The 16,420-nt window shown below is 70.6% G+C and carries 17 protein-coding genes; 8 read left to right on the forward strand and 9 right to left on the reverse strand.

The window, feature by feature from the left end:
* Window positions 1-5: 5 nt before the first annotated feature.
* The 3 genes from ACZ6MZ_RS32160 to ACZ6MZ_RS32170 are packed head-to-tail and all read right to left on the reverse strand — an operon-like array spanning window position 6 to window position 3,018.
* Window positions 6-944 carry an ABC transporter permease gene (locus tag ACZ6MZ_RS32160; protein ID WP_469356019.1) on the reverse strand — a complete coding sequence of 313 codons (939 nt, stop codon included), beginning with the start codon at window positions 942-944 and terminating at the stop codon, window positions 6-8.
* Window positions 932-1,861 (reverse strand): ABC transporter permease, encoded by a 930-nt coding sequence (locus tag ACZ6MZ_RS32165; protein WP_469356021.1) that lies wholly within the window; start codon window positions 1,859-1,861, stop codon window positions 932-934. Before ACZ6MZ_RS32165 ends, ACZ6MZ_RS32160 begins: the two co-directional genes overlap by 13 nt.
* The gene (locus ACZ6MZ_RS32170) at window positions 1,861-3,018 is read right to left on the reverse strand and encodes an ABC transporter substrate-binding protein (protein WP_384337639.1); all 1,158 of its coding nucleotides are present in this window, start codon (window positions 3,016-3,018) and stop codon (window positions 1,861-1,863) included. The genes ACZ6MZ_RS32165 and ACZ6MZ_RS32170 overlap by 1 nt, the downstream gene beginning before the upstream one ends.
* 345 nt (window positions 3,019-3,363) lie before the next feature.
* Between ACZ6MZ_RS32170 and ACZ6MZ_RS32175 the strand changes: the two genes are divergently transcribed.
* On the forward strand, window positions 3,364-4,137 hold the full coding sequence (locus ACZ6MZ_RS32175; RefSeq protein WP_389793148.1) for a GntR family transcriptional regulator: 774 nt from the start codon (window positions 3,364-3,366) through the stop codon (window positions 4,135-4,137).
* A gap of 37 nt (window positions 4,138-4,174) precedes the next feature.
* On the opposite strand, the gene dusB is transcribed toward ACZ6MZ_RS32175, so the two are convergent.
* Both dusB and ACZ6MZ_RS32185 read right to left on the reverse strand, forming a co-directional pair.
* On the reverse strand, window positions 4,175-5,413 hold the full coding sequence (dusB, locus tag ACZ6MZ_RS32180; RefSeq protein WP_469356023.1) for a tRNA dihydrouridine synthase DusB: 1,239 nt from the start codon (window positions 5,411-5,413) through the stop codon (window positions 4,175-4,177).
* A gap of 40 nt (window positions 5,414-5,453) precedes the next feature.
* Entirely contained in the window at window positions 5,454-6,362 is a 909-nt protein-coding gene (locus tag ACZ6MZ_RS32185) for a helix-turn-helix transcriptional regulator (protein WP_469356105.1), read from the reverse strand.
* Between the two features lie 251 nt (window positions 6,363-6,613).
* Here ACZ6MZ_RS32185 and ACZ6MZ_RS32190 point away from each other — a divergent pair, with 251 nt between their 5' ends.
* A complete protein-coding gene (locus ACZ6MZ_RS32190) occupies window positions 6,614-8,011 on the forward strand; it encodes an MFS transporter (RefSeq protein ID WP_389793153.1) in 1,398 nt (465 codons plus the stop codon).
* A 74-nt stretch (window positions 8,012-8,085) separates the two neighbouring features.
* Here ACZ6MZ_RS32190 and ACZ6MZ_RS32195 read toward each other — a convergent pair whose 3' ends face one another.
* Window positions 8,086-8,325 (reverse strand): DUF6243 family protein, encoded by a 240-nt coding sequence (locus tag ACZ6MZ_RS32195; RefSeq protein ID WP_384192976.1) that lies wholly within the window; start codon window positions 8,323-8,325, stop codon window positions 8,086-8,088.
* A 252-nt stretch (window positions 8,326-8,577) separates the two neighbouring features.
* Between ACZ6MZ_RS32195 and ACZ6MZ_RS32200 the strand changes: the two genes are divergently transcribed.
* Both ACZ6MZ_RS32200 and ACZ6MZ_RS32205 read left to right on the forward strand, forming a co-directional pair.
* Complete coding sequence (locus ACZ6MZ_RS32200) at window positions 8,578-9,591, forward strand: aldo/keto reductase (protein ID WP_389793102.1); 1,014 nt, start codon at window positions 8,578-8,580, stop codon at window positions 9,589-9,591.
* A 111-nt stretch (window positions 9,592-9,702) separates the two neighbouring features.
* Window positions 9,703-10,287 carry a TetR/AcrR family transcriptional regulator gene (locus ACZ6MZ_RS32205; protein ID WP_384192970.1) on the forward strand — a complete coding sequence of 195 codons (585 nt, stop codon included), beginning with the start codon at window positions 9,703-9,705 and terminating at the stop codon, window positions 10,285-10,287.
* Window position 10,288: 1 nt separating this feature from the next.
* Here the strand turns inward: ACZ6MZ_RS32205 and ACZ6MZ_RS32210 are convergent, their stop codons facing one another.
* Both ACZ6MZ_RS32210 and ACZ6MZ_RS32215 read right to left on the reverse strand, forming a co-directional pair.
* Window positions 10,289-10,495 carry a hypothetical protein gene (locus ACZ6MZ_RS32210; RefSeq protein ID WP_384192968.1) on the reverse strand — a complete coding sequence of 69 codons (207 nt, stop codon included), beginning with the start codon at window positions 10,493-10,495 and terminating at the stop codon, window positions 10,289-10,291.
* Between the two features lie 125 nt (window positions 10,496-10,620).
* The gene (locus ACZ6MZ_RS32215; RefSeq protein ID WP_384192965.1) at window positions 10,621-12,003 is read right to left on the reverse strand and encodes a glycine--tRNA ligase; all 1,383 of its coding nucleotides are present in this window, start codon (window positions 12,001-12,003) and stop codon (window positions 10,621-10,623) included.
* Between the two features lie 141 nt (window positions 12,004-12,144).
* On the opposite strand from ACZ6MZ_RS32215, the gene ACZ6MZ_RS32220 reads away from it, so the two are divergent.
* The 4 genes from ACZ6MZ_RS32220 to ACZ6MZ_RS32235 all read left to right on the forward strand — a co-directional run bounded on the left by ACZ6MZ_RS32220 (window position 12,145) and on the right by ACZ6MZ_RS32235 (window position 15,501).
* Window positions 12,145-13,143, forward strand: coding sequence for a metal ABC transporter substrate-binding protein (locus tag ACZ6MZ_RS32220; RefSeq protein WP_469356027.1), 999 nt, complete (start codon window positions 12,145-12,147; stop codon window positions 13,141-13,143).
* A gap of 74 nt (window positions 13,144-13,217) precedes the next feature.
* Window positions 13,218-14,102 carry a metal ABC transporter ATP-binding protein gene (locus tag ACZ6MZ_RS32225; protein WP_469356107.1) on the forward strand — a complete coding sequence of 295 codons (885 nt, stop codon included), beginning with the start codon at window positions 13,218-13,220 and terminating at the stop codon, window positions 14,100-14,102.
* Between the two features lie 2 nt (window positions 14,103-14,104).
* Window positions 14,105-14,983, forward strand: coding sequence for a metal ABC transporter permease (locus tag ACZ6MZ_RS32230; protein WP_389793096.1), 879 nt, complete (start codon window positions 14,105-14,107; stop codon window positions 14,981-14,983).
* Window positions 14,984-15,060: 77 nt separating this feature from the next.
* Entirely contained in the window at window positions 15,061-15,501 is a 441-nt protein-coding gene (locus tag ACZ6MZ_RS32235) for a Fur family transcriptional regulator (RefSeq protein ID WP_384192956.1), read from the forward strand.
* Between the two features lie 59 nt (window positions 15,502-15,560).
* On the opposite strand, the gene ACZ6MZ_RS32240 is transcribed toward ACZ6MZ_RS32235, so the two are convergent.
* The gene (locus ACZ6MZ_RS32240) at window positions 15,561-16,412 is read right to left on the reverse strand and encodes an isoprenyl transferase (protein WP_384191423.1); all 852 of its coding nucleotides are present in this window, start codon (window positions 16,410-16,412) and stop codon (window positions 15,561-15,563) included.
* Window positions 16,413-16,420: the final 8 nt, after the last annotated feature.

The raw sequence follows: 16,420 nt of genomic DNA on the forward strand, positions 1-16,420 counted from the left end.
CGGAGCTACTCCTTGCCGGAGACGGGAGTGGGGGCGGCGGCGGGGGCGGCCGAGGCGCTGGCCCCGGCCCGGGCCCCGGCGCGGGAGAGGACCATCAGCAGCGCCCAGGCGATCAGCAGGCTGAGCAGGGACACGGCGACGGACACCTGCGCCTCCGCGCCCGAGATGGAGACGATCCACACGGCGAACGGCCGGAAGCCGAGAAGCGCGGCGATGGTGTATTCGCCCAGCACCAGCGCGAGGGTGAGGAAGGACGCTCCCGCCAGCGACGAGCGCAGATTGGGCAGGACGACCCGCACGATCACGTACGGCATGCTCGCGCCGCAGTTGCGCGCGGCCTCCACGAGGGTGGGGACGTCGACGGCGCGCAGCCCGGCGTCCAGCGAGCGGTAGACGAACGGCAGCGCGAGGACGGTGTAGGCGAACACCAGCACGAGCGGGAACGATTCGTTCTGCACCGCGATGAACGTCTGGTAGAGCGGGGTCGTGGAGAGATGCTCGGGCCCCCAGCGCAGCACGGTCGTGATCCCGCTGACCAGGGCGATCGGCGGCACCACCAGCGGCAGCATGCAGACCACCTCGACGACCGGCCGCAGCCGCGGCGCGCCGAGCCGCACGGCGACCAGCGCCGGCACGGCCAGCAGCAGGGTGAGCGCGATGGTGGCGGCGGCGAGTCCCAGCGAGAGCAGCAGGCTCTCGGAGAACCCCTCGGCGGACAGGATTCCGCTGTACGCGTCGAAGGAGACGCCCTGTCCGGGGATGTGCACCGTGAAGACGAACGACGCCACCAGCGGTACGACGAAGTAGATCCCGGCCAGGCCCAGGACGGCGCCGCGCCAGACCCGGGGGCGGCGGCGCGGGCGCCCGGCCCCGCCGCGCCCCGACGACGGCGCGTCCTTTTGCGGCGCGGGCGCGGTGGAGGCGGTGGGGGTCAGTGCAGCCATCGGGTGCTCCGTCGCTGGAGGGGCAGATAGACCGCCATGACCAGTCCGGCGATCACGATCATGTCGAGGCTCAGCGCGAGCGCCACATTCTCCTGACCGACCTGTACGTTGCCGGACAGCGCGTCCGCGATCTTCAGGGTGACCAGCGGGACCGAGCCTCCGACCAGCGCGGCGGCGGTGGCGTACGCGGCGAAGGCGCTGCCGAAGAGCAGCACGAACCCGCCGAGCAGGGTGGGCGCGAGGACGGGCACTCCGACATGACGCCAGAACTGCCAGGAGGTGGCCCCGGCGTTCTGTGCGGCCTCCCGCCACTGCGGGCGCAGACCGTCCAGCGCCGGGACGCTGACCAGCACCATCAGCGGCACCAGGAAGTACAGATAGATCACGCAGAGCCCGGTGAAGGAGTACAGGTTCCAGCCGGCCGCGTCGAGATGGGCGAGCTGGGTGACCACACCGGAGATGCCGAGGGTGGCGACGAAGGCAAAGGCGAGCGGCACCCCGCCGAAGTTGGCGAGGACGCCGGAGGCGGTGAGGACGGATTCGCGCAGCGCGCCCCGCCGCGAGGTGACGACGGCCTGGGCGATCAGCATGCCGAGGACGGTGCCGATCAGGGCGGTCAGGGCGGACAGTTCGACGCTGCCCGCCAGGGAGGTGAGATACGGCCCCTGGAGCGAGGTCCGGAGGTTCACCGTGGTCGCGGTGGTGGCGCCGGTGGCCGAATCGGTGCTGGTGACCGCCCCGTACAGCACGGCGGCGACCGGCAGGCCGAAGCAGAGTCCGGCGAAGACGAGCAGCGGGAGGGCGCCGAGCCAGGCGCGCGGCGCCCGCCGCCGACGGCGTGTGCCGTCGGCGACGCCCGGTGCGGGCACGGCCGGTGGAACGGCCGGGCTCGGGGCCTGCGGGGTGGGGGCGGGCATCAGGAGACGGCCTTGTCCCAGTTCTCGGCGAGGGTGGCCTTGACCTTCTCCAGGTCCGCGGACTCGGGGAAGGTCGGGGTGCCCTCGACCGCGGGGAGCTTGGAGACGAACGTCTTGTCGACCGTACCGTCCGCCGTCATCGCGGGCAGCAGGACGGGCCTGGCGTATCCCTTGAGGAAGAGGTTCTGGCCCTCGGCGCCGTACAGGAACTCCATCCACAGCCGGGCGGCCGCCGGGTGGGGCGCGTCCTTGTTGATGGCCTGCGAGTAGTACTGGGCGTACACGCCGTCGGCCGGTACGGCGACCTTCCAGTCGACACCCTTGCCCTTGAACTGGTCGGCGAGGCTGGCGTTGAGGTAGTCCCAGTCGATCGAGATGGGCGTCTCGCCCTTCTGGACCGTGGCCGTGGTGGTCTCGACGGGGATGAAGTTGCCGTTCTTCTTCAGCTTGCCGAAGAAGTCGATGCCGGGCTGGATGTCGGTGAAGCTGCCCTTGTTGGCGAGGGCGGCCGCGTACACCCCGCCGAAGGCGGAGCCGGACTTGTTGGGGTTGCCGTTGAGCGCGACCTTGCCCTTGTACTCGGGCTTGAGGAGATCGGCGAAGGTCGTCGGGCAGACCTTGATGCGCGAGGCGTCGCAGCCGATGGAGATGTAGCCGCCGTAGTCGTTGTACCAGCGGGCCTGCTCGTCCTTCTGGGCGGCCGGGATCTTGTCGTAGGACGCGACCTTGTACGGGGCGAAGAGGCCCTCGGCGGCGCCGCTGCGGTCGAACGGAATGCCCAGGTCGACGACGTCGGGGGCGCGGTCCTGGCCCTTGCGGGACTTGATGGCGTTGATCTCGTCGGCGCTGGCCGCGTCCGGCGTCTCGACCTTGACCTTGACCTTGTACGTGGCCTCGAAGGCCTTGATGATCTCGCCGTAGTTCGCCCAGTCCGGCGGCAGGGCGATGGCGTTGAGCGTGCCCTCCTTCTCGGCGGCGGCGACGAGGTCCTTCAGGGAACCGAAGTCGGCCACGGAGGTGGCGGTCGCGGCCTTGACGCCGCCGGCGGAGTCGGCGGGCGCTTCGGACTTGGCACCACAGGCGGTGAGCGTGGTGAGCGCGGCGGTACTGAGCGCCAGCGCGGCTACCAGCCGGCCGTTGGCGTGGAATCGGGTCACGCGGTGTCTCCCAGGAGCGAAGAAGAGGCGAAAGAGGAGGTCACTTGTTCATACAAGCTGGCATCAGTTCGCCCGACGCGGGTGTCCGGGGAGTTAACGCCCAATGACCTTGTCCGCACGACCGAAGGAAGACAAAGCGTCCTCAAACCCCCTGATCAGCACGGCCCTTCGGAGCGTATCGGCGATCGGCAAGGCGTACAAGGGCAGGAAAAGGGGTCCGTCGAGCCGGTTCCGTGTGTGGTTAAAGTGAAGAGACGGACGGCGACCGGTGAGCGCATCTGTGCACAGGTCAGGAATTCCGTACGGATGGGCCGACGGATGGGCCGAGGAAACGAGGGGGCAGGCGTGGGCGGTTCGCGCTATCTGGAGATCGCGGAGGCGCTGCGGCGGTCGATCGCGCGCGACGAGTATCCGGTCGGCGCGCGGCTGCCCTCGGAGAGCGATCTGGCGGCCCGCTGGTCCGTCTCGCGCGGCACCGTGCGCCAGGCGGTGGGGCTGCTCGCCTCGGAGGGCCTGATCGGCTCCCGGCAGGGCGCCCGGCGCGTCGTACTGCGCCAGGAGCGCCGCCACAGCTTCCAGCAGCTCAACAGCTTCGCGCAGTGGGCGCAGGCCATGGGCTGCGAGGCCGCCGGCCGTATCCTCAGCCGTACGGCACGCCCCGCCACGGCCGAGGAGGCGTCCCGGCTGGGCGTCGCCCCCGGCAGCGAGGTGCTGTACGTCCTGCGGCTGCGATGGCTCGACGGGGAGCCGGTGATGGTCGAGCGCACCGCCTACACGGACTGGGTCGCGCCCGCCGTACAGGCCCTGCCGGAAGACTGCGTGTCGATCATGAACAGCATCGCGGAGAACGCCGGCATCGTCGCCCACTACGGCGAGCACCTCATCGACGCCGTCGCGGCGGGCAGCGAGGACGCCCGGCTGCTCCGGGTCCGCCGGGGCAGCCCGCTGCTCAGACAGCGCCATCTGACGTACACCGCCGCGGGCCGCCCGATCGAGTGGACGGACGACCGCTACCGCGCGGGCAGCGTCGCCTTCAGCGTCACCAACTCCGCCGCCGCGGCGCCGCTGGAGCGGCACGCGGGCCCGGACGTGGGGACGCAGAACGGCCGTCCGGCGTAGCCGCTCTCCGTGTAGACGCCCGGCCGGCCCGGGGGGCTCAGCCGCCCGAGGTGTCCAGTTCGGCGTCCGCGCCGATGCCCGCGCAGTCGTACGGGTCCTTCAGCCAGCCGTCCGGCAGGACCACCCGGTTGTTCCCCGACGTACGCCCGCGCGGCCCGTCCGCGCCGTCCGGCCACGGCTGGTCCAGATCGAGCCCGGCCAGCAGCTCGTCCAGTTCGGCGAGCGAGGAGGTGATCGCCAGCTGCTTGCGCAGCTGCGAGCCGACGGAGAAGCCCTTCAGATACCAGGCGACATGCTTACGGAAGTCGATCACGCCGCGGGTCTCGTCACCGATCCACTCCCCCAGCAGCTCCGCGTGGCGCCGCATGACGCCCGCGACCTCGCGCAGCGTCGGGGAGGCCGCGGCGCCGTGGCCTCCGGCCCCTCCGGCCGACGGGTCCGTACCCTCGAAGGCCGCGACCAGGTCCGCGAAGAGCCAGGGCCGCCCCAGGCAGCCGCGCCCCACGACCACGCCGTCACAGCCCGTCTCGCGCACCATCCGCAGCGCGTCGTCCGCCGACCAGATGTCGCCGTTGCCGAGGACCGGGATCTCCGGGACATGCTCCTTGAGCCGCGCGATGGCGTCCCAGTCCGCCGTACCGCCGTAGTGCTGTGCGGCGGTCCTGCCGTGCAGCGCGATGGCCGTCACGCCTTCCTCGACCGCGATCCGCCCGGCGTCGAGATAGGTGAGGTGGTCGTCGTCGATGCCCTTGCGCATCTTCATCGTGACGGGCAGGGCGCCGGCGTTGGAGACCGCCTCGTGCAGGATCGCGCGCAGCAGCGGCCGCTTGTACGGAAGGGCCGAACCCCCGCCCCTGCGGGTCACCTTGGGCACCGGGCAGCCGAAGTTCAGATCGATGTGGTCGGCGAGATCCTCGTCCACGATCATCCGCACCGCCTTGCCGACGGTGACCGGGTCCACTCCGTACAGCTGGATCGAGCGCGGGGTCTCGGTCGCGTCGAAACGGATCAGCTGCATGGTCTTCTCGTTGCGCTCGACCAGCGCCCGCGTGGTGATCATCTCGCTGACGAACAGCCCCTTGCCGCCGCTCACGGTAGCCGCTGCGGGGCGGCCCCCGAACGCGCGCACGCCTTCGGCGAATTCCCTGCACAGCGTCCGGAACGGCGCGTTGGTGATCCCGGCCATGGGGGCGAGCACCACCGGGGGGCGCACGAGGTGCGGGCCGATGGCGAGCGGTGCGGCGGCGGGCGTGAGCGTGGCGAGCGGAGCGGTCATCCGCCCATTGTCGCGCACCCGGGCCGGAGCCCGTGGCGGCTCATACGTCGGCGGAGACCAGGGCCGGTGCCGACGTCGATACCGATGTCGAAACCGACGCCTTCGCCGACGCCGACGCCTGGAGCTGTTCGAGGCGGAGCCTGGACTCGTCGTCCACGGGGACATAGCTGACCAGCCGGGGGCCCGAGGACGGGCCGAGCCAGAGGTTGGTGTGCTCCAGGTTGAGCTGCCCGACGCGGGCGTTGAGGAATCGCTTGGTCCGGTCGCCGGTACCGATCACTTCGTGGCGCTCCCAGATCTCGCGGAACTCGGGCGAGGCCGACCGCAGCCGTCCGAGCAGCGTCTTCCAGGCGGGCTCCGCGAGATGCTCCGCCATGGCGGCGCGGAACTTCGCCGCCATCATCCGGATCGTCTCCTCGCGGTTGCCGAGTGAGGAGCGCCACTCCTCGTTGGTGAAGGCGAGCCACATGCAGTTGCGGTCCTCGGGCGGCAGCGCGTCCAGGTCGCACATCAGCCTCCCGTAGGTGCGGTTGTACGCGAGGATGTCGTACCGGCTGTTCTGCACACAGGACGGGAAAGGCTCCAGCCGCTCCAGCATCTGCCGCACGGCGGGGGTGATGTGGGGGCAGGGCGTCCCGGGCGCGGGGTCGACGGCGCCCGCCAGGGCGAAGAGATGGGCGCGCTCACTGCGGTCGAGCAGCAGCGCGCGGGCGAGGGCGTCGAGCACCTGCGCGGACACCTGGATGGGGCGGGCCTGCTCCAGCCAGGTGTACCAGGTGACGCCCACGGCGGAGAGCTGGGCGACCTCCTCCCGGCGCAGCCCGGGGGTACGCCGGCGGCTGCCCCGCACCAGCCCGACCTGCTCGGGCATGATGCGCTCACGCCGGCTGCGCAGAAACCCCGCCAGCTCGTGCCGCCGGATGTCGGGTTCCTGCACGGTCGTGGTCATGGTCGCCGTCATGATTCCAGCGTGCCGCATGTCCCAGCCCATTGCCAGGTAGTCCTGGTACCAGGATAAACACACTCTGGTACCAGGCTTCGACCAGAGTAACGGTGGACGACGTGAGTACAGCATCCCGCCCTCAGTCCGGCGCTCCGACCCCGAGCGCAGCCACGAGCGCAGCCACGAGCGCAGCCACGAGCGCAGCCACGGGCGCGAGCGCGCAGCCGGCCGGCGCCGGCGCCTCCGGCGACGCTCCGGTGATCCAGGATCATGGCTCCGTACTCGGCGGTCTCGGCCTGTTCACCGTGCTCCTCGGTGCGGCGCTCCCCCTGATCGACTTCTTCATCGTCAATGTCGCCCTGCCGACCATCGACCACGATCTGGCCGCGGGCCCCGCCCTGCTGGAGCTGGTCGTCGCCGGCTACGGACTCTCGTACGCCGTGCTGCTCGTACTCGGCGGGCGGCTCGGGGACATGTTCGGCCGACGACGGCTCTTCCTGGCGGGCATGGCGCTCTTCGGGCTCACCTCGCTCGCCTGCGGTCTCGCGCCCGACGCCTGGACCCTCGTCGGGGCGCGGGTGGCGCAGGGCGCCGCGGCGGCGCTGATGCTGCCGCAGGTGCTGGCGACCATCCAGTCGGCGACGGCCGGGCAGCGCCGCGCGAAGGCGCTGAGCCTGTACGGCGCCACCGCCGGTCTCGCCATGGTGGCGGGGCAGATCCTGGGCGGTGTCCTGGTCGCGGCCGACATCGCGGGCAGCGGCTGGCGGGCGATCTTCCTGGTGAATGTGCCGGTCGCGCTGGCCGGGCTGGTCCTGGCGGTCCGTTCGGTGCCCGAGACCCGCTCCCAGCGGCCCGCGCCCGTCGACGTACCGGGAACTCTGCTGCTGGCCGTCGCGCTGGTGACGCTGCTGGCGCCGCTCACCGAGGGCCGGGCGGCCGGCTGGCCGGTGTGGACCTGGATCTCGCTCGCCGCCTTCCCGGTCGCGGCGTTCGCCTTCCACCGCGTCGAGCGGCGGGCCGACCGGCAGGGCAGGACTCCGCTGGTGCCGCCGAGCCTGCTCGCCCTGGTCTCGCTGCGGCGGGGGCTGGCGCTGGTGCTGCCGTTCTCGATCGGCTTCGGCGGCTTCATGTTCGTGATCGCCATCGCACTCCAGCAGGGCCTGGGTATGGACGCGATCGGGGCCGGACTCGCGCTGGTGCCGATGGCGGTGGCGTTCTTCGCCGCGTCGCTGGCCGGACCACGGCTGGTGCGGCGGTACGGCAGCCTGGTGGTGACGGCCGGCGCGGTGCTCCAGGCGGTCGGTGTCGCCCTGCTGGCGCTCGCCGTATGGGGCGGCTGGCCCTCGGTCGGCACGCTGGATCTGCTGCCGGGGGTCGCGCTGGCCGGCCTCGGCCAGGGCCTCCAGCTGCCCGTCATCTTCCGGATCGTGCTCTCCGAGATACCGGCCGAGCGGGCCGGGGTCGGCAGCGGGGTGATGGTCACGACCCAGCAGTCCGCGCTGGCGCTGGGGGTGGCGACGCTGGGCTCGCTCTTCCTGACCCTGGCCGCCACCGCGGGGATGCGGGACGCGCTGGTGGTCACGCTGCTGGTGCAGCTGGGCGTGGTCGTCCTGACGGCGCTGCTCAGTCTGCGATTGCCGCGCTCGGTCACCTGACGGGGGCTTTCATGGGCGTGGGCCCGGATCACCGAGGTGATCCGGGCCCACGTCGTCTGCGGTGCGGAGGTACGTCAGGCCTGGTCGGCGGCCTCGTCGGTCGCCTGGGCCGCGCCGGTGGTCCCGGTCGCGTCGTCGCCCGGCTCACCCTGGTCGGCGGCGCGCTCGCGCATCTTGCGCAGCAGTTCCTGCTTCTGGTCGGCGGCGACCTTGCGGTCGGCGTTACGGGCGGGGCCGTTGCCCTGCTGGTCAGCGCGGGACAGCTTCTTGCGCTGTCCGCCCACGCCGAGAAGGTTGTTGCGGCTCTTTGCCACGGGGTTCTCCCGAAGTGATGAGAAGTGATCTGCGGATTCGTCGGTGGGGGGCGGGCCGTGACCGCCGCGCTCTCACTCGTAGATCTGGAAGAACATGCCAGAGACGCTACCACCGGGCGGGACCGGGTCGTACCGGATTTTTGGCCGACGTCAGCCACGCACCGTCTGACATAAATTGAAATCTGTCATCCGTCATGCCATAGTTGTCGGTGTCACTCCCGATCGCCCGCGATCCGCATGGAGGAACCCGTCATGACCACCCTCCCCACCCGCCCTCTCGGCGCCACCGGCCCCCGGGTCTCCGCCCTCGGCCTCGGCTGCATGGGCATGTCCGCGCTGTACGGGGGCAGCGACCGCACCGAGTCCATCGCCACCCTCCACGCCGCTCTCGACGCGGGCGTCACGCTGCTCGACACCGGCGACTTCTACGGGATGGGGCACAACGAGCTGCTGATCAACGAGGCGCTGCGCACGGCTCCCACCGCCGCCCGCGCGCGGGCTCTCACCAGCGTCAAGTTCGGCGCCCTGCGCGACCCCGACAACGGCTGGGGCGGCTACGACGGCCGTCCGGCCGCCGTGAAGAACTTCGCCGCCTACTCCCTGCGGCGCCTCGGCACGGACCACATCGACATCTACCGCATCGCCCGGGTCGACCCCGCCGTCCCGATCGAGGAGACGGTCGGCGCCATCGCCGAGCTGGTCGAGGCCGGTCACGTACGCCATATCGGGCTCTCCGAGGCCGGCGCCGAGACCGTCCGCCGGGCGGCCTCCGTCGCCCCGGTCGCCGACCTCCAGATCGAGTACTCCCTGATCTCGCGCGGGATCGAGGACGAGATCCTGCCGACCGTCCGTGAGCTGGGCATCGGCGTCACGGCGTACGGGGTGCTCTCGCGCGGTCTGATCAGCGGCCACTTCACCCGGGGCACCGAGCTGTCCGCCGGTGACTTCCGCGCCGGCAGCCCCCGCTTCCAGGGTGAGAACCTCCACCACAACCTGGGCCTGGTCGACTCCCTGCGCAAGATCGCCGAACAGAAGGGCGTCACGGTCGCGCAGATCGCCATCGCCTGGGTGCTGTCGCGCGGCGAGGACATCGTGCCGCTGGTCGGCGCCCGCCGCCGCGACCGGCTGGCCGAGGCCCTCGGCGCCCTCGACGTCACGCTCGACGCCGACGACCTCGCCGCCATCGAGCGCGCCGTCCCGGCCGGCGCCGCGGCCGGAGACCGCTACCCGGCCGCCCAGATGTCCCAACTGGACAGCGAGCGCTGACGCGTCACCGTCTCCGCAGGCGCCGACGGCTCGCCCATCGGATGGTCGGACCTGACAGGTAATGTCATCTGTCACGTCCCGCCGCACGAGCCATGAAAGGTCGGACATCCCATGGCCGCCGAGACCCTGACCGCCGAGCGCATCCTCGAAGCCACCGAGGAGGTGCTGCGCCGCTACGGCCCGGCCAAGGCCACGGTCGTCGATGTGGCGCGGGTGCTCGGCGTCAGCCATGGCAGCGTCTACCGCCACTTCCGTACGAAGGCGGCGCTGCGCGAGGCCGTCACCTCACGCTGGCTGCGGCGTACGGAGGCCGCGCTGGAGCAGATCACCGACGCGTCGCCCGAGCCGGGCCCGGAGAAGCTGCGCGACTGGCTGCTGGCGCTGTTCGACTCCAAGCGCCACAAGGCCGGGGAGGACCCCGAGCTGTTCGCCACGTTCTCCGTGCTCATCGGGGAGAGCAGCGGAGTGGTCGACGCGCATCTGACCGAACTGACCAGTCAGCTCACCCGGATCGTCGAAGAGGGCGTGCGCGCGGGCGAGTTCACGGCGGCGGACCCGGCGAGCACCGCCGGGGCGGTCTTCGCCGCCACGGCCCGCTTCCATGACCCGGCGTACGCCCCCGAGTGGCGGAAGCCCACGATCGACAGCGAGTTCACCGCCGTGTCCGATCTGCTGCTGCGCGGGCTGCGGGCCTGAGTCAGCCCGCGGCCGGGTCCACCGTCGCCTGGTGGGCCTCGGTGAGATGTTCCTCGGCCTTGAGCCACGGCAGGAACTGCGCTCCCTTGCGCCAGCCGCAGGTGTCACAGATCAACGACCGCTGTACACCCGCCTTCTGGACGCGCACGACATGCTCACGCCCGTGCTGATCCCATCTGCTCACCTTGCTGGTGGTCGTGGACGGCATCCGTGCCTCCTGTTGACGTGTACACCCAGTGTGCAACGAAGCCCCCGGTTCCGTGGCGGAACCAGGGGCTTCGAGCTACGACCGTGACCGGATGTCGATCCGTCAGGCCGTCAAGCCGTCCTTCGTCAGCAACCGAGCAGGCGGCCGCCCAGGTAGCTCTGGATCTGGTCCAGCGAGACGCGCTCCTGCTTCATCGTGTCGCGCTCACGCACGGTCACCGCGTTGTCGTCGAGGGTGTCGAAGTCGACGGTGACGCAGAACGGCGTGCCGATCTCGTCCTGGCGGCGGTAGCGGCGGCCGATGGCGCCCGCGTCGTCGAACTCGATGTTCCAGTTGCGCCGCAGGTCCTCGGCGAGGCCCTTGGCCTTCGGCGAGAGCTGCGGGTTGCGGGAGAGCGGCAGCACGGCGACCTTGACCGGCGCGAGGCGCGGGTCGAGCCGCAGCACGGTGCGCTTCTCCAGCACGCCCTTGGCGTTGGGCGCCTCGTCCTCGTTGTACGCGTCGAGGAGGAAGGCGAGCATCGCGCGGCCGACACCGGCGGCGGGCTCGATGACGTACGGGGTCCAGCGCTCGCCGGCCTCCTGGTCGAAGTACGACAGGTCGTGGCCGGACGCCTTGGAGTGCGCGGTGAGGTCGTAGTCGGTGCGGTTGGCGACACCCTCCAGCTCGCCCCACTCGCTGCCGCCGAACGAGAAGCGGTACTCGATGTCGGCGGTGCGCTTGGAGTAGTGGGAGAGCTTCTCCTTGGGGTGCTCGAACCAGCGCATGTTCTCCTCACGGAGACCCAGGTCGCGGTACCAGTTCCAGCGCTGCTCCATCCAGTACTCCTGCCACTCCTCGTCCTCACCCGGCTTGACGAAGAACTCCATCTCCATCTGCTCGAACTCGCGGGTGCGGAAGATGAAGTTGCCCGGAGTGATCTCGTTCCGGAAGGACTTGCCCATCTGCGCGATGCCGAACGGCGGCTTCTTGCGGGACGTCTGCTGCACCTGGGCGAAGTTGGTGAAAATGCCCTGGGCCGTCTCGGGACGCAGATACGCGATGGAGCCGGAGTCCTGCGTCGGGCCGAGGTGGGTGGCGAGCAGCCCGGAGAACTGCTTGGGCTCGGTAAAGGTGCCCTTGTTGCCGCAGTTCGGGCAGTTGAGGTCGGCGAGGCCGTTCACGGGCGGCTTGCCGTGCTTCTCCTCGTACGCCTCCTCCAGGTGGTCCGCGCGGTAGCGCTTGTGGCAGGAGGTGCACTCGGTGAGCGGGTCGCTGAAGGTCGCGACGTGGCCGGACGCCTCCCAGACCTCGGTGGCCAGGATCACCGACGAGTCGAGCCCGACAACGTCCTCGCGCGAGGTGACCATGTAGCGCCACCACTGGCGCTTGAGGTTCTCCTTCAGCTCGACTCCGAGCGGCCCGTAGTCCCAGGCGGCCTTCTGGCCGCCGTAGATCTCGCTGCACGGGTAGACGAAGCCACGGCGCTTGCTCAGGTTGACGATGCTGTCGATCTTGTCGGCGGCCACGGTGCTCTCTTCATTGCGACGACGAACGGCTAATGCTTCAGATTAGCGGCGGCCGCACCCCTCGGATCAAATCGGTGCGGGGTAAGAGACTTCCCCAGCCCTTGTTGACAATCGTTTCCACTTTTGTTGAAAATGACTGTCATGAACGTAAGACGCCTCATACCCGCCGCCGCCACCGCCGGAGCGGTCACGCTCGGCCTGGCCGCCCTGTCCGCCTGCTCCGCCTCCGACGCCGCGGACGGGAAGAGCGGCGACAAGCTCGCGGTGACCGCGTCGTTCTACCCGATGCAGTTCCTGGCCCAGCAGATCGGTGGTGACCATGTCTCCGTCACCACCCTCACCAAGCCGGGCGTCGAGCCGCACGACCTGGAGCTCAAGCCCCGGCAGGCCGCCCAGCTCGGCGACGCGGACGTCATCGTCTACCTCAAGGGCGTCCAGCCCGCCGTCGACGAGGCCATCGCCCAGTCCGGCGTGCCGCACATCGTCGACGCGGCCTCCCTCACCACACTGGAGAAGCACGGCACCGAGGCCGGCCACGCCCATGAGGGCGAGGAGCACGCTGCCGACGAGCAGGGTGCCGACGAGCACGGCCACGGCGGCGAAGAAGGCACCGCGAACGGCGGCGACCCGCACATCTGGCTCGACCCGGTGAAGTACGCCGAGGTCGCCAAGGGGGTCGGCGCCTCCCTGGAGAAGGCCGACCCGGACCACGCCGCCGCGTACCGGAAGAACACCGACGCCCTGGTCGAGAAGCTCGGCGGCCTGGACACCGCGTTCAAGCAGGGCCTCGCCGACACCACGACGAAGACCTTCATCACCACCCACGCCGCCTTCGGCTACCTCGCCGAGCGCTACGGGCTGGAGCAGGAGGCCATCGCCGGCATGGACCCCGAGGCGGAGCCGACCCCCGCCCGGGTCAAGGAGCTGGAGACCATCGCGCGGCGCGACAAGGTCAGCACCGTATTCTTCGAGACGCTCGCCAGCGACAAGACCGCCAAGACCCTCGCCGGGGACTCCGGACTGAAGACCGACGTCCTGGACCCGCTGGAGGGAATCACCGACCGGTCCAAGGGCGCTGACTACATCCAGGTCATGGAGTCCAACCTCGCGGCGCTGCGGAAGGCGCTCGGCGCGAAGTGAGCCACCGGAAGTGAGCCACCCGAAGTGACCCACGTGAAATGAACCAGCTGACAGCAGCATCGGAGGCGCCGGACATGGCGACGAGGGAGAGCGGACAGCCCGCTGACGCGGACATAGCCCCGCGGACCGCGGAAGCGGAGGCGCAGGCGGTGCCGGTGGCGGAGGCGGAGAGCGGGGGCCCGGACGGCCCCGCACCGGTCATCTCCGTCCGTGGAGCCACCGCCACGCTCGGCTCGCGCCCCGTGCTGCGCGGCGTCGATCTCACCGTGCGCCGCGGCGAGGTCGTCGCCCTGCTCGGCGCCAACGGCTCCGGCAAGTCCACCGCCGTCCGCTCCGTGATCGGTCAGGTACCGCTGACCAGCGGCGAGATCTCGCTCTTCGCGACCCCGCTGCGCCGCTTCCGCGACTGGGCGCGCGTCGGTTACGTACCGCAGCGCACCACGGCCGCGAGCGGCGTGCCCGCGACCGTCCGCGAGGTCGTCTCCTCCGGCCGGCTCTCCCGTACGAGGCTGGGGTGGCCCACCAAGGCCGACCGGGCAGCCGTCCAGCGGGCCATCGAGCTCGTCGGGCTCGCCGACCGCGCCAAGGACTCCGTGGACGCGCTCTCCGGCGGCCAGCACCAGCGTGTGCTGATCGCCAGGGCGCTCGCCGCCGCCCCCGAGCTGCTGATCATGGACGAGCCCATGGCGGGCGTCGACCTGGCCAGCCAGGACATCCTCGCGGCGACCCTGCGCGAACAGGTCGCGGCCGGGACGACCGTCCTGCTCGTCCTCCATGAACTGGGCCCGCTGGAGCCGCTGATCGACCGCGCGGTGGTGCTGCGCGACGGCTGCGTGGTGCACGACGGCCCGCCGCCCGGGGCCGCAGGACCGGGTGCCCACGACCCCGAGCGTCTGACCCGTCCGAGCTGTCACCCGCATGCGGCCGGCGAGCCGCTCCGTACAGGACTGCTGACCTGACCATGGAAATCCTTGAGACCGCCTTCATGCAGCGCGCGCTGCTCGCTGCCGTGCTCGTCGGCGTCACCGCCCCCGCCATCGGCATCTATCTCGTACAGCGCCGCCAGGCGCTGATGGGCGACGGCATCGGCCATGTCGCGATGACCGGGGTCGGCCTGGGCTTTCTGCTCTCCACCAGCCCGGTCTGGATGGCGACGCTGGTCGCGGTGGTCGGCGCCGTCACGATGGAGCTGATCAGGGCGTACGGCCGCACCCGCGGCGACATCGCGCTGGCCATGCTCTTCTACGGCGGAATGGCGGGCGGTGTCCTGCTGATCAACCTCGCGCCGAACGGCTCCAACGCCAACCTCAGTTCCTATCTCTTCGGTTCCCTGTCGACGGTCTCGGCGCAGGACGTGACCGCGATCTCGCTGCTCGCCGGCTTTGTGGTGCTGGTCACGGTGGGGCTGCGGCGGCAGCTGTTCGCGGTCAGCCAGGACGAGGAGTTCGCCCGGGTCACCGGACTGCCGGTGCGCACCCTGAATCTGCTGGTCGCGGTCACGGCCGCGGTGACGGTCACCGTCGCCATGCGGGTGGTGGGGCTGCTGCTGGTCAGCGCGCTGATGGTGGTGCCGGTGGCGGCGGCCCAGCAGATCACCCGGTCCTTCGCCGTCACGTTCGTACTGGCCGTCGTGATCGGTACGGCGGTGACCCTGGCCGGCACGGTCACCTCGTACTACCAGGACGTCCCGCCCGGCGCGACGATCGTGCTGATCGCTATCGCTGTCTTCGTGGTCCTGACCGTGCTCGCCACTCCCCTGGCGAGACGCCGGGCCCGCGCCGTACCGGACATGCCGGACGTACCGGGGGCGCGGCAGCCCGTGAACGACCTCACGGCCTGACCGCGAACTGGCAGAATGGCCCGAGGGAAGCGGGTAATGCCCGACGGATGGATACGGGCAGAGGCAAGGAGGCACCTGTGACGACTGCGCCCAGCGGTGGATCAAGCGCGGCCCCCGTGCGCGGCCGGTCGACCCGCCAGCGGGCCGCGGTGGCGGCGGCGCTGGACGAGGTGGACGAGTTCCGCAGCGCGCAGGAGCTTCACGACATGCTCAAGCACCGCGGTGACTCGGTCGGACTGACCACCGTCTACCGCACACTCCAGTCCCTCGCCGACGCGGGCGAGGTCGATGTGCTGCGGACGAACGACGGGGAGTCGGTCTACCGGCGCTGCTCGACCGGCGATCACCATCACCATCTGGTGTGCCGGGTCTGCGGAAAGGCCGTCGAGGTCGAAGGACCCGCGGTCGAACAGTGGGCGGAGACGATCGCCGCGCAGCACGGCTATGTGAGCGTGGCGCACACGGTGGAGATCTTCGGCACCTGCGCGGCATGCGCGGCGGTGGCCGCCAAGAACTAAGGCGTGTCCGAGCGATACAGGGGTGGGCCCGCGCCGGGTGGCGCGGGCCCACCCCTGTATCAGGACTGCTCTTCCCCGGTCTCGTTCCCGCTTCCGTCCTCGTCGGTCGCCTGGTTGGGCAGGGCCCCGCCGAAGCGCCGGTCCCGGGACGCGTATTCCAGACAGGCCCGCCACAGATCCCGGCGGTCGAAGTCCGGCCACAGCACGTCCTGGAAGACCATCTCCGCGTAACTGCTCTGCCAGATCAGATAGTTGGACGTGCGCTGCTCGCCGCTGGGACGCAGGAAGAGGTCCACGTCCGGCATGTCCGGGTAGTACAGATACTTGGCGAAGGTCTTCTCGTTGACCTTGGCCGGGTCGAGCTTGCCGGAGGCCACATCGGCCGCGAGCGCCTGCGCCGCGTCCGCGATCTCCGCGCGGCCGCCGTAATTGACGCAGAAGTAGAGCGTCATGGCGTCGTTGTCCCGGGTCTGCTCCTGCGCGACCTGGAGCTCCTCGACGACCGACTTCCACATCTTCGGCATCCGGCCGACCCAGCGGATCCGGATGCCCAGTTCGTTCATCTCGTCGCGGCGGCGCCGGATGACATCGCGGTTGAAGTTCATCAGGAAGCGCACCTCGTCGGGCGTGCGCTTCCAGTTCTCGGTGGAGAAGGCGTACAGGGAGAGGTTCTTGACGCCCATCTCCAGACAGCCCTTGAGCACATCGAGGACGACGCCCTCGCCGACCTTGTGTCCCTCGGTGCGCGGCAGACCGCGCTCCTTCGCCCAGCGGCCGTTCCCGTCCATCACGCACGCCACGTGCTTGGGCACCAGCTCGGCGGGGATCTTCGGCGGGCGCGCACCGGAGGGGTGTGGTTCCGGCGTCTTGTACTCGCGGCGGGAACGTCCCAGGATTCCGCGTCGTGCCATGCGGCTCT

This window comes from Streptomyces sp. NPDC042201, from assembly GCF_055582185.1.

What these genes read in the sequence shown, in the direction of transcription:
- ACZ6MZ_RS32160 (WP_469356019.1), bottom strand. Translation starts at nt 944, where the DNA reads ATGGCTGCACTGACCCCCACCGCCTCCACCGCGCCCGCGCCGCAAAAG.
- ACZ6MZ_RS32165 (WP_469356021.1), bottom strand. Translation starts at nt 1,861, where the DNA reads ATGCCCGCCCCCACCCCGCAGGCCCCGAGCCCGGCCGTTCCACCGGCC.
- dusB (WP_469356023.1), bottom strand. Translation starts at nt 5,413, where the DNA reads ATGACCGCTCCGCTCGCCACGCTCACGCCCGCCGCCGCACCGCTCGCC.
- ACZ6MZ_RS32185 (WP_469356105.1), bottom strand. Translation starts at nt 6,362, where the DNA reads ATGACCACGACCGTGCAGGAACCCGACATCCGGCGGCACGAGCTGGCG.
- ACZ6MZ_RS32200 (WP_389793102.1), top strand. Translation starts at nt 8,578, where the DNA reads ATGACCACCCTCCCCACCCGCCCTCTCGGCGCCACCGGCCCCCGGGTC.
- ACZ6MZ_RS32205 (WP_384192970.1), top strand. Translation starts at nt 9,703, where the DNA reads ATGGCCGCCGAGACCCTGACCGCCGAGCGCATCCTCGAAGCCACCGAG.
- ACZ6MZ_RS32210 (WP_384192968.1), bottom strand. Translation starts at nt 10,495, where the DNA reads ATGCCGTCCACGACCACCAGCAAGGTGAGCAGATGGGATCAGCACGGG.
- ACZ6MZ_RS32220 (WP_469356027.1), top strand. Translation starts at nt 12,145, where the DNA reads ATGAACGTAAGACGCCTCATACCCGCCGCCGCCACCGCCGGAGCGGTC.
- ACZ6MZ_RS32225 (WP_469356107.1), top strand. Translation starts at nt 13,218, where the DNA reads ATGGCGACGAGGGAGAGCGGACAGCCCGCTGACGCGGACATAGCCCCG.
- ACZ6MZ_RS32230 (WP_389793096.1), top strand. Translation starts at nt 14,105, where the DNA reads ATGGAAATCCTTGAGACCGCCTTCATGCAGCGCGCGCTGCTCGCTGCC.
- ACZ6MZ_RS32240 (WP_384191423.1), bottom strand. Translation starts at nt 16,412, where the DNA reads ATGGCACGACGCGGAATCCTGGGACGTTCCCGCCGCGAGTACAAGACG.